This window comes from Ruegeria sp. YTSA064, assembly GCF_059610325.1.
The window spans coordinates 423,697-438,589 of sequence record NZ_JBXWNK010000001.1; the positions used below are offsets into that span (position 1 = coordinate 423,697).

The following is a 14,893-nucleotide window of genomic DNA, read 5'->3' on the forward strand; positions in this document are numbered from 1 at the left end:
ATACTTTATTCGACCTAATAAATTGTTAAATAACGATAAATTATTGGATTGCAAATCCGTGTACACCGGTTCGATTCCGGTACTCGCCTCCACTACTTTTCAATGAGTTAGAAGCATTGGCAATTTCTGCCGAAGCGCGTTTTACAATCCATTTTACAATTCCGTTCACGCTTTGCTCTCCTTGGCCTCACTTAGAAGCGTCAAAACGTCATCAGTTTCACCCGGCGAACCCATTCACTCGGACTCACTCATTGAGCCTATCAACGCTTTCCGTTTCCACATGGTCTTGCTGCGTGTGATGATCGAAAATAACTCGGGTCTGGATAGTCGACTCATCCACGACGCTAAATCGACGTGCGGCACTTACCAGAAACCAGTTCAGCGGATCACGTGGACAGAACAATTAGCGTGGTGAACGACCCGGTTCGCAGTCGACCCAATAAATATGTTCTCGATTCCCGGCTTGTGTGAGGCCAGCACTATGCAATCGATGTCGTTTTCATTTGCGAAATCAACGATCGCTCGGCCAGCGCTCCCCGAGGTAAGCCGCGGTTTCGCGCCCGGTAGCTCTGCAGCATCCCGATGTAAGCCTTCCTGAAGCTCTTTTCGAGTGTTTGCCAGAACTTCCTCGGGTATCTGGGATGCCACATATGCAGGGATCGGTTCCTGCACATGGAGCACTGTGAATTCCGCATTTGCATTCGCCAGCAAACGAGCAGCTTCAAATGAGGCCTGTGTATCATGATCTTTGTCCAGCGCGACTGGTACCAGAATGTTATTGTACATATTAGCTACCTTCCATTGCTCCAGCTACGATCTATCTGGCCTCCGCAGTGATACGGCACACTAAACCGGTTCTGATTTCGAAGACTTACCCGCTTTCTTTGCTGTGCTTGCAACATCATCTATCGTCTTTTCTACTGCTTCGGCTTCGGTTTCCGCTGCATATGCTGCACATCGGGCAACTGTTTCGAACCATTCCTGTGCGTCAGCTACAAGGCGTTCGGCTGAATGCTTCTGCCACTCTGCTATGGTTTGCAGTGCTTTCGCCGGATCAGTCGGGTCTGCGGCAGACGCCGAACGCGCAGCTTCCAGCGCGGTTCGAACAGCCTCGTGACGCCTCTCAAACCAATGTTGAGCAAAGGCCTCTGCCTCTTTAAGTGATTTTTTCTGCGTGTCCCAGAATTGCTCAAGCTGAGCGCCTAAAAACGGATTGGCCGTGGTAGTCGGCTGCATCTGCTTGAAAACATCGACAAGTGGGTTGGAGTAACATGATTTTGGCTTCTCTTCAGGCATTGGAGATTCCTCCTCATCTTCCAAATGCTGAATGTTACCAGATCTCGCAAAAAATAACCTTAATGTAGATCAACCAGTGTCACCAAACTTAAGCAGAGGTGCTCTACAATCTAATGGCGGCATTTGTACCATCCTACTCGATTTGAATAGACTCCAGATAATAAATTACATTTGCCAACGGAACACCTGCGAACATCGGCTGGCCGTCAGGCATCGTCAGCGCAACTTTTTGATCCGAATCCAAAGCTGGTCCAAAAATGGGCATTTCTCCGCCATGCGCGAGCAATGGCGCGCGACCATCAATTTGGCGCGCCACCGCCTCAATCGGAAAAACACCTTCGTTTTGGGCCGCGAGCCTCGTCAGATCAGGTGTTCTTATTGCCAGCATCTCCGCCATTGGACCATCTCCTGTGGCCTCGAAACCATGGCATTGCCAACAATAAGTTCTGTAGAGATCGTGCCCATTTTGAAGGTCTATGTCCTGCGCCAGTGCAGCGCTTGCAGTAAAAATTGACAAAAGAAGTGTACGACAAACTAGCATCTGTTCCTCCGACAAGTTCAGCATTTCGAGTTCAAAATACGCGATATCGAATGAATGTTTCATTGATCTCGCTCATATTCAGCCTTTGAGTACCAACTGAGAAAAACCTTCACGAAAGGACGGTCGTAGCAGTCGAATCCGCCTCGCTGATCGGGTCTTAGCGCCTAATGATATAGATCAATGCCAAATGAAGCATTACATATCAAAGTATGAATGTTTCAGCGGAAGCTCGGCATGAGTGGTGACGAGCCCTTGATTTATGATTGGGGCGCTTGTTCGCGGCACTGCTTCGGTGCCCAGGCAATTGTCCATCAAGGAGTGAGGTGAATGCATACAGTTGATCCACCGGCACCTAAACTCCGGCGTTCTCTTACCACCCCGTTGCTTACACTATATGGACTCGGTGTTACCGTCGGTGCGGGAATTTATGTGCTGGTCGGCGCTACCGCCGAGGCCGCGGGCCCTTATGCTGCAATTTCGTTTCTTGTTGCTGCTCTCGTCGTTTCGCTGACGGCTTTGTCATACGCCGAACTCGCGACACGCTTTCCCGTAAGCGCGGGAGAAGCGGCATACATTGAAGCGGGATTTCAAAGGGGCTGGATGGCGGTTCTAATCGGTCTTGCCGTTGCTGCGTCTGGGATTATTTCAGCCTCCGCTGTTGCGATCGGGGCGGCCTCATACCTTCACACCCTGACGGGGCTTGGCACCGCGTTGCTTACGATCGGCGTTGTGTCGGTCATGGGTCTGATTGCACTCTGGGGCATTACACAATCGGTATTTGTGGCAGCCGTGATCACGGTCATCGAGATTGCGGGGCTTCTTTTTGTGATTGGCTGGGGCATGTCCGTACAGGAAGCGCAAGGCTATGAAATTAGTGAGATGGTGCCGGGACTCGAGCTCGATACCTGGCGCGGTATTATGGCGGCATCTCTGCTGGCCTTTTTTGCCTTTGTCGGGTTTGAGGACATGGCAAACGTCGCCGAAGAGGTAAAAGACCCAACCCACACAATTCCAAAGGCCATCCTTTTGACACTCGTTCTGGCGACGGGTCTTTATCTGGCGACCTCAATGACGGTTCTGCTTGTTGTTCCTATCGATGCCTTGTCAGCTTCGGCAGCCCCGCTTACCCTGGTTTTTTCGAACGCACCCGAAGTGATTAAACAGGGGTTCGCCGCAGTCGCGGTTGTTGCGACAGTCAACGGCGTCCTGATCCAGATGATCATGGCGTCGCGAGTGATCTATGGCCTTGCCGACCGGGACCATCTGCCGAAAATACTGGCAACTGTCCCGCAGGTAACCCAAACACCGGTCGTCGCAACACTGTTGGTTGTTGCGATAATCCTTCTGCTGACGCAAACTCTGCCAATCGGCATACTGGCAGAGCGCACATCCCAGATCGTTTTGGGAGTGTTTGTTTTGGTCAACATCTCGCTGATATTGATGAAGTCCCGGCCTGGGTCAACTCGGGAACATTTCCGCGTACCTCTTGTTGTACCAATCCTTGGGGTGCTGACCAGCGCCCTGCTTTTTGGTGCCGGATTTCTCTGAGAGGAAAACCGACAGCACAGGGTCACCAGAACGGGGTCCGACTGACGCATGAACACTGACCGATCAACACTTGGAAGGCGGATTTCAGGCTGGTGGCACCAGACCTTTGTTGATCTGATCGAGCAATTGCAATGGTCTTACCTACCACCATTGATGGTTTACTTTGCGGCCGGGGTTTCGGGACTAACATCCGTCGTCGGTGCGTTTTTTCTTAAGGAATATCTGAATCTATCCGCCGCTTTTGTTGCGGGATTGGCATTCTGGGCCGGGTTGCCGTGGATTCTAAAAATGCCGCTGGGTCATCTAGTTGATCTGTTCTGGCGCTGGAAATCCCTGCTGATTGTCGTTGGCGCAACCCTTATCACGGCGTCATTGCTCATCATGTACAGGCTTGTGGCTGCGCCTGACCATATGGCCGGCATTATGCCACTAGAGGATTGGTACGTCGTTGCTTTGATGTTGGCTCCTTCAGGTTATGCCATTCAGGATGTCGTTGCTGACGCCATGACAGTAGAAGCGGTGCCGCAATCGGACCGCGACGGACGCGCTTTTGCGTCGGAAGAAGTTCGTGCCCGGCACACCACTATGCAGACCCTCGGCAGGATCGCGATCATATCCGGGTTTGCAGGAGTCGCAGCGGTTAACATCTGGATTTTTTCGGGGGCAGAAGATCTGGAGAAAGGCGATCGTTTGGTTCTCTACGGTCAGGTCTATCTTGTCGCTCTGGTTATCCCCTTGCTTTCGATCAGCGGAGTGGTTCTTCACGCTCTGATACAGCGTCGCCTCGTTCGTCGAGGACACCTTCCGCACAGACCAGATCAAACCACCGAGGTCAGGTGGCCCATTCTGCTGGGTGGCTTTGCGTTTGTTGTTCTCAGCATAGTTTTGGGAACCGCAAATTTTGCCTTCGCGCAAGAGACCGTTTTTGCGGTGTCGCTCACGGTCATTCTCTACCTCATGTCGCGTTTGCTGAGAGAGCTGGAGTCGAAACAGGCCAAAGTACTGATCGGGACAGCAACTATCATTTTCGTTTTTCGAGCAGTTCCCTTGCCAGGACCGGGCCTGACCTGGTTCGAGATAGACGAGCTTGGGTTTGACGAACAGTTCCTGGCCATTCTAGCGCTTCTGACCTCACTACTTGCTCTGCTTGGCCTGATTATCCTCAGGCCATTTATGGCAAGTCGTTCGATTGCGCAGGTTGTAGTGTTACTCACGATTGCCGCAGGAGTGCTGGCCCTGCCAAACCTTGCCTTGTACTACGGAGTGCATGAATGGACGGCCGCGCGCACAGGTGGGGTCGTGGATGCAAGGTTTATCGCCATACTCGACACAGCAGTCGAGTCACCGCTGGGTCAGATCGCGATGGTCCCAATGTTGGCCTGGATCGCGCGCAACGCCCCAACACATCTGAAAGCTACCTTTTTCGCAGTCATGGCGTCGTTCACCAACATGGCATTGTCAGCAAGCAGCCTCGGTACAAAATACCTGAACCAGATCTTTACCGTTACCCGCGCGGTTACCGATCCCAGAACGGGTACTGTTGCCTCCGTCGCTGACTATAGCCACTTGGGGAACTTGCTGATTACCGTGGCCTTGATCTCTGTTATCGTTCCTCTGGCTGTGGTTTTTCTTGTGCAAAACTCGTCTTATCAAACACGCGATTGAATATGCCGATCAATCGCTTTCATCGAGAAGTGTCTTGAGGTGTGACACCGGAACGCCAATATTCGAGCCGCCAAATTCCGGTAAGATCGCGGCATTGATGGCAACCACCTCGCCGTTTCGGTTCAGGGCAGGTCCGCCACTTCCGCCGGTTGTGGTTTCCGCATCATAAACGACCGCACCAGGGCTGGTCTGAGCGACGATCCCCCGGCTGGCCAGAGGCCGGATCTTGTTCTGCTCTGAAAGGTGTTTTGCAATCGTCCAGAAATCGACGGTGCCATCGCTCTCAAGCGTTTTCAGAAAGTCCGGCCCGGCCTGCACAATTAAAGCCTTGAGGCCAGTCGGAAATCCAAGCAGGAAAACTTCTTCACCTGCCCGCGGCGATTCAGGTGCCAGTGGAAGCCCGAGCCCTTGAACCCGGCTCGCATCAACAGACAGAAGCGCCAGATCGGCCGTTTTGCTTGCCCTAAGCAATACCGCTTCCATTGGCTTGGATTGCTCTGGCAGATAAGCCAGCAGACTAAGTATCTCGGCTTCAAGCCCTGCTGCCTTCAGGGCCTGCGCCCGATCCCCGGTCGTCCAGGGCAAGGCCACGTGACGGTTGGTCACCAGCAGGGGGGTGCCCTGCAACAGAAACCCGGTTCCGGTAAACTGAAACTCTGCCGGCGCGCCGACCGCATCAGGCTCAATCCATGGTTTCCCGAATGGAGTTTTTAGTTTCTCCCCGTCCGGGCCAAGCACATGCCGCAGCAATTTTCCGCTTTCGGTTTGTCGCAATCCGTAGGCCCCTTGGATAAAGGCAATGGATCGCGTCGAGGCCGTGACTACCCGCCTGGACGCACCTGCACGGTCTTCCAATGTCCCAAGGCGTTGCTCGGTGGAAATTACCTGGTGGTCAAACGCCTCTCTGAGCGCGACCAGATCATCCGCCGTCAATGCATCTTCTCGTGTCTGCGCGAGCATCACGGCAACCGCCTCGATCTTGAGAGATTCTTGTTTAAGGCTGTCCGCCAGTTTCCGGTCGTTCTGAAAAAGCAAATAGCCAAAGGCAAAGATCAGAAGAAGCACACCGATAACGGCAACCCTGAACAAAACCGTGGTTTGTGATGTCAGCCGACGCCCGCCTTCGCGCAGCGCACCGGACATTTTTCTGGCGAAGGGTCGTCGGCTGGAGCGCGTATACACATACGCGTCACTTATTATGTCTTCGACCGTGTGATGTGCAGGGAATGAGTGGTCACACACCCTGTAGCGCGACATGGGCCCCTCTTCACCGAACTCAATCATGTCGCCATGCCCAAGAACTGCCGAAGCAGTTTTTTGACCATTGACCCAAATATCCCGGCCAGGCAACGCGTTTAACGCGTAACCGCCTTGCGACCACTGAATGGTCGCCACGTCTTCATCATGCGGGGGCAAGTCCTCTTTCCGCCTGAACTTCAGGATACGATCAGGACCCACCGAAGCAGCCAAAGCGTTGCCGACAAGCCAGGTAACGGTTCCGCGGGACGGCCCCGTCAAGCTCTCCAGAAATGCACGGACATCGCCCGTTTCACTTTCCACATCGCTTTTGTCAGGCGTCCGCATCGTCCATCTCTGTTCTCCAGCGCTATTGACACATTATCATGCCCAGCAGTGAAACCGCTATGGTGGGCAATAATGTGCTCGTTTTAAGAACACCAAGGGTCCGCGCATGCTGCCCGGACCATGATGGTTGCGCGTGTGCCTCCATCGCGCCTATTTCGATGAGACCTTAATCTTTCGGCTGGGATCCTGAGGTTCGGTTTTCGGCATCGTGACGTGCAGGACCCCTTTGTCGAACGCAGCAGAAATCTCCTCGATATCGACTGCATCAGGCAGCGTCATTGTCCGGGTAAAACTGCCATAGCTTCTCTCACTAAAGCGCAGATCGCCCGTGTCATCATGCGTGACCTTCTTCTGGCCTCGTAGGGTCAATCTGCGGTCCTTGATTTCGACTTCGACATCGTCTTCTTCGAGGCCCGGCAATTCAGCGGTGAGAATGATCGCCGCATCCGTCTCGTGGATGTCAATCGCCGGCGAAATCGCACCCGTCATGTCCAACGACGGAAAGCCCGTGCGTTGCGCGGCTGTTTCCAGTGGCAGGAATGGCGCTGCGCCCCCGAAAAAGCGCGACATCATGGATTCCATTTCGCGTCGAAAATTATCAGATAGCGGATGTGTTCCAGCAAACAGTTGCGGGTTTTTTTTGTCTTCAAGCATTTTCTGATCCTCCTCCTTTGGTGCGATTGGGGTGAGGCAGCATTATCGCAAAAAATGCATCTAATTACCTTGATCTTGCGCAACCAAGCATCCTCGGTATCGCGTCAAAAGACATCACGGCCGTATCGGCATTCTGAATGAAACAAGGCGTATTACCGGTCATACGTCCAGGCCAAGGGGCAAACTAATCTGACTCTATTGCGCCACCGAGCGTCTGAAAAACGTCAGGCTTGACGCCAGAAGGACTGCGCCCGGTAGCGCCATCCATAGGAACTCCGGCCAGATCGTCTCAAACCCCACGCCCTTGAAGATGATGGATTAGCTGGCGGACATGTAGCCGATCATGACGAGGATCAGTGATTTAAGATGTTAGTGAAGAATCCAGTTCGGGATCGAGAGGGCGACCAGTGCAGTGGCAACGTGCGGCCCAATTCCCGGCACCTTCATCAGCCAGTGCGCCATCTCCTTGCCTCGTGGTCGGTGAGTTACCTCCACATCCAACTCTAATATCTGACTGATCAACCGGCCCGCATCCCAATCAGCGGACTTAGGCAAGCCTGTGCCGCTTCCCCTCGTGTTGCACCATCATGCGACAACCGATATCGACCGCGAAGACAAGCCAATGAACAATTTCAACCAACAATCCCGCAACATTCACAAACCCACGTAACGCCAACATCTCACAAAAAATTGTGATTTATTAAGAAATAGAGTTCCTTTACGCAGGTTCGAAATTGGTACTCGCCTCCAAAAGAATTCAATAGCTTACACGACCTCCCCAGACCGAGCGATACAAATGCTTGTTCTTTGGGGTTACATAGGGGAAATGTAGCCCGATTTGAGCTTTTATCCCGCCACAAGACTTGCCGTGTGATTCCATGCGCAATGCCCATTTACCTCTACAATTGGGTGACTCGATTTCAGACCAAGTCCCGCAAATTGAGATATTGTCTCGTTGTGTGATAGTCTCGTTTCATTCTGGTTTGCTTAAGGTGATGTATGTGTGGGTAGTGCGTGCGAGATGGTTGTTGATTGGTGCAATACTGTTTGTGTTGGCCTTTTCCGTATGGATTCTTCTTCCGCGAAATAGCGAGCAAGAAGCGTTCTCCCTGCTTACTCCAGCCGAAATGGCAGAACTCGACAATCAACCTAAAGTTACTGAGTCTCTAGACCGAGGATTGACCGTTACTCAATCCGATGGCCCATTCGTAAATTTCAATTCGCCCAAAAAGGATATTGTCCAGTCGCCTGTTAATATTGACGTAGACATTAGCCCGAGAGGAGATACGGCAGTTGATTTGTCGTCAATTCGGATCGACTATCGTTTGGGTCCAGCATGGGTCAATGTGACCAAACGAATAATGAAGCACGCCTCAGTCGAAGGTTCGCGCCTGCTCGCACGTTCGGCTGAACTGCCGGTTGGGCGGCACACAATGCGACTCTCCATACAGGACGAGGATAAAAGGCGGACGAGGGTTACGGTGTCGTTTGTCGTGCAGTGAACTGTTAGAAGAAGCAACTACTCGCGATATCACTCGGCCGGCCACTCAACCCTGCGCAACTTCCAACGGCGGCTCCTTCGGAAACGGGCTGATATCGGACCACTTGAAACATTTTTCTGTTAGGATTGCGCTCGTCTCCCATTTGTTGGAACACTCTCGCTGTTCGGTGCCGTATTGCATCCCTGATTGATAGAACCCAAGAGCGCTAACGCCGCCGGCAGCCCTGCCAATAAGCTGTGCCTCAGCGTCTTTGTATGGTGCCCCGTCGAAGACTTCTTACGGCCCTGAGATGCGTCAGCGACCGGGGCCCATGGTCTTGTACCGGTGCAAAAACTCTCGGAATTCCACCCAATCCGGTCTTTGATTTAGCTCGACAATTTTCTGCGCGTGCCAGGAGCACGCGGCGGCATGCAAGGACGCCAGTTGGTCATCGGACATCAAACGTTCCCGCTCTACCGCAGCCTTTTCCCAAAGCGGCAAGATCGACCGGTCCTCAACCAAATTCGCGTTCATATTGTTCCAATAGGATTCGGCCTGATCATCGTGAATATGATTGGTTTTACCCCGATCCCGTTTAACCATGAACGACCCAATTGAACGCGTCACATAGTGATGGATACGCGCAAAATCATGGCGGTAGTTGGATGTGGCGCGCCAGGTTACAGCTTCGGGGTCAAGAAGTTGCCCCCCACCATCAACCCATCTGATCTCGGACATGCGCTCAGGCGCAACCCCTTTGGGGCGATGCGGACCATATCGGGTGAATAACCCGTTGTTGCGCGTTATACTCTTCAGCCCGCCCGCAACGCCCGAATAATAGCCCTGCTCGGTATCGCAAAGAAAGAACTGCTCAGCCACTGGAATATCGCTGAAATCTTCAATGCCTCCGCATCCGAATAGTTTCCAGGCAAAAGAGGCAACATCAAAAGGCTCTCCTGCGGTTTCCTGTAACTTTTCCAGCAACTTGTGCATGGAGGGATCAGGAAGGCGGATGTTCAGATATTCATCAACGTCCAGCGAAAAGGTCCAGTCCGCATCAAGAAACCTCGGATGTGAACGAACTCGTCTGAGCATCGTGTTCTGCGGGCTTTGCTTTGGCTTGACCCAATTATCAACATGGGTTGCAATGCCCAGATCCCCGAGCCGTTCTGCAATCAGATCGGTGCCGTCATCACAATCGTTGGTGTAAATGAGGAAATGGTCGATGCCGAGTGACAGGTAGTAGGACACCCAATCAATCATGAACGGGCCTTCGTTCTTCATTGTCGTGTAGACAACGATCCTGTCAGTCATTGCAAGTCCTGCGGTTGAACCAAAGTGGCGCCATCTTCTGTAGGTCCTTCTCGGGTGCCAACATCCCCAATTCGATATGAAACTGGCTCATTGACTATAGCTTTTGAACCGCGACCTGAGCGCCTTTGATCGCCTTAAGACGCAAGCCCGCCGAGTTTGCGCCCAAAAACTCGTGGAATGCACGCATCACGCCATCTTTCCACCATCCCCTCCGATGGTAGTCATCCAACATGATGACACCGCCTTCGATCATCTTCGGCAATACCGCATCCAGATCCGCTTTGACCCCTTCATATGAATGGTCTCCATCAAGATAGGCGAAACCGATACTCTGATCTTCGAACAGGCGCAGTGCAGGAACCGAAAAATCGCGAATTACCGAAACTTGACCCTTCGCTATCTCAGAGGCGTATGTGTTTTTCACCGCTTCATAGATGCGGTCCATATCGTTTTGGCTACGCGCTCCGGCCAAAGATGCGCCACCATCTGCGTCGGGCTGCACGCCCCATGGATCGATGAGGCACAGCTTAGAAGGCTTCAATTCATCGAGTAGTATCCGCGAAAACTCGCCCCGCCAGACGCCGATTTCGATGCTGAGCTTTCCGTGCGGCATTGTCTTGAGCATTTCGCGCCTCAGCGCATCTTTCCGCTCGCGCTGCAGGGCTTGTTTCTTGCGGCGGTCCTCGGCGGATACGGTTTCAGCCATGGGCGTCTTCTCCGATATGAGAATTCTGCAAAGCCTCAACCAAATCTAGCCAATCAGGTCTGGCCTTCAATTCTTCGGCTTTTGCACTATGCCATTCGCAGGCTTTGTGGTGAAGTTCGGCCAACTGAGGATCAGCCATCATCTCGGCTTTGATGTCATGCATGGCGGGCATGTGGCCCAAGATCGAGCGATCTTCGACGTCGTTGTGATTCATTACAAGCCAGTATTTCAGACCTTGGTCCTGGCCAACATGGTTAGTCCGCCCCCGTTCACGTTTGACAAGAAAGCTATCGGTACTTCGTACTGCATAGTGGTGAATACGCGCGAATTCATGGCTGAATCCGCGCCACGCCTTCCATTTCACCTGATCTGCCGGGTAGAGGTTTCCGCCTGCATCTCTCCACAACACCCCTTCGTACGGTGCGTCAGGATTTGGGGCATCCTCTGGATTTATCCGAGGGCGATGGGCGCGAAACCGGCTGAACTTGCCGTTATTTCGGAATAGCGTTTTGAAACCTTTTGTCCGGTGATGGGGGTAGCTGTCTTCGGTGGCCGCCTGAAAGAATGTCTCAGGGACAGGTTGATCGACAAAGTCGTTTAAGCCGGCATTTCCGAACATACGCCAACAGATCGATATTGCATCAGCTTCACCGCTTGCCTCTACCAGTGACTGAACATTGCCTTCAGGCAAACGGATATTGATGTATTCATCCACATCCAGGCTCATGATCCAATTTGCGGACTGATAGCTTGGATGACTGCGAGATCGGGTAAAAGCCCGGTTCTGGGGCGCAGCGCGTGGTCCGACCTTGTTGCGCTCATGATGCGCCCAGCCTAAGGCCTGCATCCGATCACCGATGACATCTGTGCCATCAGAACAGTCGTTGGTGTAGATCAGGATATCATTGAACCCGATTGCGCGATTGTAAGCCACCCAATCGATCATAAATGGCCCTTCGTTCTTCATCGTCGTCACGATGAGAAAGGTCTCGTTTCCCATAAGTTAAACTCTTGCCTGTGCCATTATCGGACTATTGTTGATCTGTTTAGAATAGCCTCCAGAATTTGTCCAACGCAGCAAGTTCCAGGAAGAACTGGCTACCGCACCTCGGCCCCCAGGGGGGCTGATGAAAATGATGGAACTCAATATGCATTCAGCGCCAACTAATATTGAGTTAACCGCTGACTTGATCAGAACTTTCCTGCGACAATCCGAATAACCACCTCCGAACCGCAGATAACCGTGGCATCAACAAACGAAACTCTTCCTGAACGTCAGCACAATATGTTTCACCGATTCTGAGGAACCACTTCGTAACCCGGCTCTTCCGGCTCATCATCCTGCATTTCGGCGGGGAACCCCGGTGCACGGATATCCAGTCCCGTGGCGTCCTCAAGGCGTTTGATAATGTTAGGGGAAAGTTCACGGTCACCGTAGCGTGCGATTCCGTCGTCGAAGATTTCCATCATCACCGGGTTTATCTCCAGCGGCACCCCGGCGCGGTCGGCGACCTCCTGAAACAGACCGATATCCTTTTTGACCAGATCCATGGTGAATGAAATATCGCGGGACCCATTCAGAATCACTTGGCTTTCCGTTTCGTGCACAAATGATGTGCCCGACGAAATTTTGATCGCCTCATAGGTCGTGCCAAGATCCATCCCTGCGGCCTTTGCGGTCACCAAAGCCTCGGCGCAAGTGATCAGATTTGCGGTTGCCAAATAGTTTGTTAGCACCTTCAACACTGAGGCCGATCCCAAATCGCCTGTGTGCAAAACGCGGCGCCCCATCGTCGTCAGGAACGGCAGAATGCGCTCAAATGTTTCTCGATCGCAGCCTGCGAAGATCGAAATATTGCCCGTAGCCGCCCGATGACATCCGCCCGATACCGGGCAATCGACTGCAGCCCCCCCACGTTCGATCACCGAAGCACCCAATCGTTTTACTCCCGCTTCGTCGGTGGTGGACATTTCCATCCAGATCTTACCGGATGTCACTTCGGACAGCATCTCCTGCATTACCGCGTCCGAGGCGGCAGGAGATGGCAGACAGGTAATCACAGCGTCACAATCCCGCATCAATTGAGCGGGGCTTTCAGCTGCCTTCGCACCCTGCGCGACAAATCCAGACACAAGATCAGGGTTGAGGTCATGAACGGTCAGGTCAATCCCATTGCGCAGCAGCGAGCCCGACAATTTTCCGCCCACGTTTCCCAGCCCGATGAAGCCTACTTTCATATGACGCTCTCCCTGTTCGTCTTTCGATGCACATGCGAACACGCCTGTTGACCTAAGTCATGCCGTCCAGCGACCCTCAGAGGTCGCTTTTTTGCCCCTGTACGCACTGTTGAGCGAGACTCGCTTGACAAGGGGGGTAATGCTGTCCCAAGAGCCAAGTGTTGGTGTCTGCAGCAGCAGATGAAAAGGGAATGCGTCAGCGGATTTTCCGTCAAACGCAGCCGCCCCCGCGACCGTGACCGGAGAGGGTGCCCAAGCCACTGGCGAATGCCGGGAAGGCGGGACATCCGACAGAGCACTGCTCTGACATCCGCAAGCCGGGAGACCTGCCAACGCCCGAAGATGAAACCGGACGGGGTGTTCCGGTGTGGGGCTTTGATCGGCCCGCATGAAACCCCGTCCCCCACGAAGAGGATTGGGGGGATGAGAGACATGACCGAGACCACACCGGTCGAGCTGCTGGTCTGCACTACATGCCGTCGCGGCCTACCCGTCGAAGACGACGCCCAACGCCCCGGCACATTGCTGCACAAAGCGCTTGAACAGGCCGCCCTGCCCGAGGGCATCACCTTGAAAGCAGTAGAATGCCTTTCAAACTGCGATGAGGGCTGTTCTATCGTGCTGCGTGGCGGACCTGATCGCTGGACATTCGTTTACGAACACCTCAGCGAAACCGATCACGTCGAAACCATCATTGAAGGTGCCACCAAGTACCTTCAGACCGAGGACGGGCTGGTCAAATGGCGTGAACGCCCCGAACACTTCCGCAAGAATTGCGCGGCCCGTATTCCCCCGATTGGAGCCCTGAAATGAGCAATCTCGAAAAACTGCCCGTCACCGTGATCACCGGCTTTCTGGGCTCGGGCAAAACGACACTGGTCAAGCATTTGATGCAGAACCCGCAAGGCAAGCGCTTGGCTGTTGTAGTCAATGAGTTCGGCGATGTGGGTGTCGATGGCGATATCCTGAAATCCTGCGCAATCCCGGATTGCCCAGCAGAAAACATCATGGAACTGGCCAATGGCTGCATCTGCTGCACTGTGGCCGACGATTTCATTCCCACGATCGAAGCGCTTATGGCCTTGGAGCCGCGCCCCGATCACATTCTGATCGAAACCTCGGGCCTGGCTCTGCCTAAGCCGCTGCTTAAAGCGTTCGACTGGCCAGACATTCGCTCGAAAATCACAGTCGACGGCGTGATCGCTTTGGCCGATGCCGAAGCGGTTGCCGCTGGTCGGTTTGCACCCAATGTCGAAGCGGTAGACGCCCAGCGCCTCGCCGATGAGTCGATCGACCACGAGACGCCACTATCGGAAGTGTTTGAAGATCAGATCTCTTGCGCCGACATCATCCTGCTGACCAAGCCCGATCTGGCCGGTCCCGAAGGTGTCGCCAAAGCCAAAGAGGTCATCGCGGCCAAAGCCCCTCGCCCCCTACCCGTCGTCGAAGTCGCCGAAGGTGTCGTGGACGTGCGCGTTGTCTTGGGCCTTGAAGCTGCCGCCGAGGACGACATGGAAGCGCGTCCCAGCCATCATGATGGTCATCACGATCACGAGCATGACGATTTTGAAAGCATCATCGTCGAACTGCCGGAACAGACTGATCCGCTGGATCTGGTCGCCAAGATCGAACGCCTGGCAAAGGAACTGAACATCCTGCGCGTCAAAGGCTATGCCGCGGTTCAGGGCAAGCCCATGCGCCTGCTGGTACAGGCCGTCGGCTCGCGGGTACGTCATCAGTATGACCGCCCGTGGGAACCTGGTGAAGAGCGCCACTCGCGCCTTGTGGTCATCGCCGAGCATGATGATATCAAAGAGGCCGAAATCCGTGATATCCTTGTGGGTGTGACCGAGGCCGCCGAGTAAG

The 14,893-nt window shown here is 53.6% G+C and carries 14 protein-coding genes and 1 riboswitch; of the genes, 5 read left to right on the top strand and 9 right to left on the bottom strand.

Annotated elements, in window-relative coordinates:
- Positions 1-378: 378 nt before the first annotated feature.
- The 3 genes from AC2FI7_RS02115 to AC2FI7_RS02125 all read right to left on the bottom strand — a co-directional run bounded on the left by AC2FI7_RS02115 (position 379) and on the right by AC2FI7_RS02125 (position 1,900).
- Positions 379-786 carry a universal stress protein gene (locus AC2FI7_RS02115; protein ID WP_010439022.1) on the bottom strand — a complete coding sequence of 136 codons (408 nt, stop codon included), beginning with the start codon at positions 784-786 and terminating at the stop codon, positions 379-381.
- 60 nt (positions 787-846) lie between these two features.
- Positions 847-1,296: a phasin family protein gene (locus AC2FI7_RS02120; protein WP_010439020.1), complete on the bottom strand. Its 450-nt coding sequence runs from the start codon at positions 1,294-1,296 to the stop codon at positions 847-849.
- Positions 1,297-1,429: 133 nt separating this feature from the next.
- The gene (locus AC2FI7_RS02125) at positions 1,430-1,900 is read right to left on the bottom strand and encodes a c-type cytochrome (RefSeq protein ID WP_010439017.1); all 471 of its coding nucleotides are present in this window, start codon (positions 1,898-1,900) and stop codon (positions 1,430-1,432) included.
- A 264-nt stretch (positions 1,901-2,164) separates the two neighbouring features.
- On the opposite strand from AC2FI7_RS02125, the gene AC2FI7_RS02130 reads away from it, so the two are divergent.
- Both AC2FI7_RS02130 and AC2FI7_RS02135 read left to right on the top strand, forming a co-directional pair.
- Complete coding sequence (locus AC2FI7_RS02130) at positions 2,165-3,385, top strand: APC family permease (RefSeq protein WP_496815577.1); 1,221 nt, start codon at positions 2,165-2,167, stop codon at positions 3,383-3,385.
- Positions 3,386-3,433: 48 nt separating this feature from the next.
- Positions 3,434-5,050, top strand: coding sequence for an MFS transporter (locus tag AC2FI7_RS02135; protein ID WP_010439012.1), 1,617 nt, complete (start codon positions 3,434-3,436; stop codon positions 5,048-5,050).
- Between the two features lie 9 nt (positions 5,051-5,059).
- Here the strand turns inward: AC2FI7_RS02135 and AC2FI7_RS02140 are convergent, their stop codons facing one another.
- Positions 5,060-6,634, bottom strand: coding sequence for a trypsin-like peptidase domain-containing protein (locus AC2FI7_RS02140; protein ID WP_010439010.1), 1,575 nt, complete (start codon positions 6,632-6,634; stop codon positions 5,060-5,062).
- 150 nt (positions 6,635-6,784) lie between these two features.
- Positions 6,785-7,288, bottom strand: a complete 504-nt coding sequence (locus AC2FI7_RS02145; RefSeq protein WP_496815578.1) for an Hsp20/alpha crystallin family protein — start codon at positions 7,286-7,288, stop codon at positions 6,785-6,787.
- Between the two features lie 878 nt (positions 7,289-8,166).
- Here AC2FI7_RS02145 and AC2FI7_RS02150 point away from each other — a divergent pair.
- Positions 8,167-8,790: a hypothetical protein gene (locus AC2FI7_RS02150; RefSeq protein WP_496815579.1), complete on the top strand. Its 624-nt coding sequence runs from the start codon at positions 8,167-8,169 to the stop codon at positions 8,788-8,790.
- Between the two features lie 294 nt (positions 8,791-9,084).
- Here AC2FI7_RS02150 and AC2FI7_RS02155 read toward each other — a convergent pair whose 3' ends face one another.
- The 4 genes from AC2FI7_RS02155 to AC2FI7_RS02170 all read right to left on the bottom strand — a co-directional run bounded on the left by AC2FI7_RS02155 (position 9,085) and on the right by AC2FI7_RS02170 (position 13,027).
- On the bottom strand, positions 9,085-10,083 hold the full coding sequence (locus AC2FI7_RS02155) for a glycosyltransferase family 2 protein (protein WP_010439000.1): 999 nt from the start codon (positions 10,081-10,083) through the stop codon (positions 9,085-9,087).
- 94 nt (positions 10,084-10,177) lie between these two features.
- A complete protein-coding gene (locus AC2FI7_RS02160; protein WP_010438997.1) occupies positions 10,178-10,789 on the bottom strand; it encodes a class I SAM-dependent methyltransferase in 612 nt (203 codons plus the stop codon).
- Positions 10,782-11,789 carry a glycosyltransferase family 2 protein gene (locus AC2FI7_RS02165; RefSeq protein WP_010438994.1) on the bottom strand — a complete coding sequence of 336 codons (1,008 nt, stop codon included), beginning with the start codon at positions 11,787-11,789 and terminating at the stop codon, positions 10,782-10,784. The genes AC2FI7_RS02160 and AC2FI7_RS02165 overlap by 8 nt, the downstream gene beginning before the upstream one ends.
- Positions 11,790-12,079: 290 nt before the next feature.
- Entirely contained in the window at positions 12,080-13,027 is a 948-nt protein-coding gene (locus AC2FI7_RS02170) for an NAD(P)-dependent oxidoreductase (protein ID WP_496815580.1), read from the bottom strand.
- Positions 13,028-13,172: 145 nt separating this feature from the next.
- A riboswitch (cobalamin riboswitch) is annotated at positions 13,173-13,375 on the top strand.
- Between the two features lie 84 nt (positions 13,376-13,459).
- Between AC2FI7_RS02170 and AC2FI7_RS02175 the strand changes: the two genes are divergently transcribed.
- Both AC2FI7_RS02175 and cobW read left to right on the top strand, forming a co-directional pair.
- A complete protein-coding gene (locus AC2FI7_RS02175; protein WP_010438989.1) occupies positions 13,460-13,840 on the top strand; it encodes a DUF1636 family protein in 381 nt (126 codons plus the stop codon).
- A complete protein-coding gene (cobW, locus tag AC2FI7_RS02180; RefSeq protein ID WP_010438987.1) occupies positions 13,837-14,892 on the top strand; it encodes a cobalamin biosynthesis protein CobW in 1,056 nt (351 codons plus the stop codon). The genes AC2FI7_RS02175 and cobW overlap by 4 nt, the downstream gene beginning before the upstream one ends.
- Position 14,893: the final 1 nt, after the last annotated feature.

Coding starts and splice junctions, on each gene's coding strand:
- AC2FI7_RS02115 (WP_010439022.1), bottom strand. CDS start 786: ATGTACAATAACATTCTGGTACCAGTCGCGCTGGACAAAGATCATGAT.
- AC2FI7_RS02120 (WP_010439020.1), bottom strand. CDS start 1,296: ATGCCTGAAGAGAAGCCAAAATCATGTTACTCCAACCCACTTGTCGAT.
- AC2FI7_RS02125 (WP_010439017.1), bottom strand. CDS start 1,900: ATGAAACATTCATTCGATATCGCGTATTTTGAACTCGAAATGCTGAAC.
- AC2FI7_RS02130 (WP_496815577.1), top strand. CDS start 2,165: ATGCATACAGTTGATCCACCGGCACCTAAACTCCGGCGTTCTCTTACC.
- AC2FI7_RS02135 (WP_010439012.1), top strand. CDS start 3,434: ATGAACACTGACCGATCAACACTTGGAAGGCGGATTTCAGGCTGGTGG.
- AC2FI7_RS02140 (WP_010439010.1), bottom strand. CDS start 6,634: ATGCGGACGCCTGACAAAAGCGATGTGGAAAGTGAAACGGGCGATGTC.
- AC2FI7_RS02145 (WP_496815578.1), bottom strand. CDS start 7,288: ATGCTTGAAGACAAAAAAAACCCGCAACTGTTTGCTGGAACACATCCG.
- AC2FI7_RS02150 (WP_496815579.1), top strand. CDS start 8,167: ATGCGCAATGCCCATTTACCTCTACAATTGGGTGACTCGATTTCAGAC.
- AC2FI7_RS02155 (WP_010439000.1), bottom strand. CDS start 10,083: ATGACTGACAGGATCGTTGTCTACACGACAATGAAGAACGAAGGCCCG.
- AC2FI7_RS02160 (WP_010438997.1), bottom strand. CDS start 10,789: ATGGCTGAAACCGTATCCGCCGAGGACCGCCGCAAGAAACAAGCCCTG.
- AC2FI7_RS02165 (WP_010438994.1), bottom strand. CDS start 11,789: ATGGGAAACGAGACCTTTCTCATCGTGACGACGATGAAGAACGAAGGG.
- AC2FI7_RS02170 (WP_496815580.1), bottom strand. CDS start 13,027: ATGAAAGTAGGCTTCATCGGGCTGGGAAACGTGGGCGGAAAATTGTCG.
- AC2FI7_RS02175 (WP_010438989.1), top strand. CDS start 13,460: ATGACCGAGACCACACCGGTCGAGCTGCTGGTCTGCACTACATGCCGT.
- cobW (WP_010438987.1), top strand. CDS start 13,837: ATGAGCAATCTCGAAAAACTGCCCGTCACCGTGATCACCGGCTTTCTG.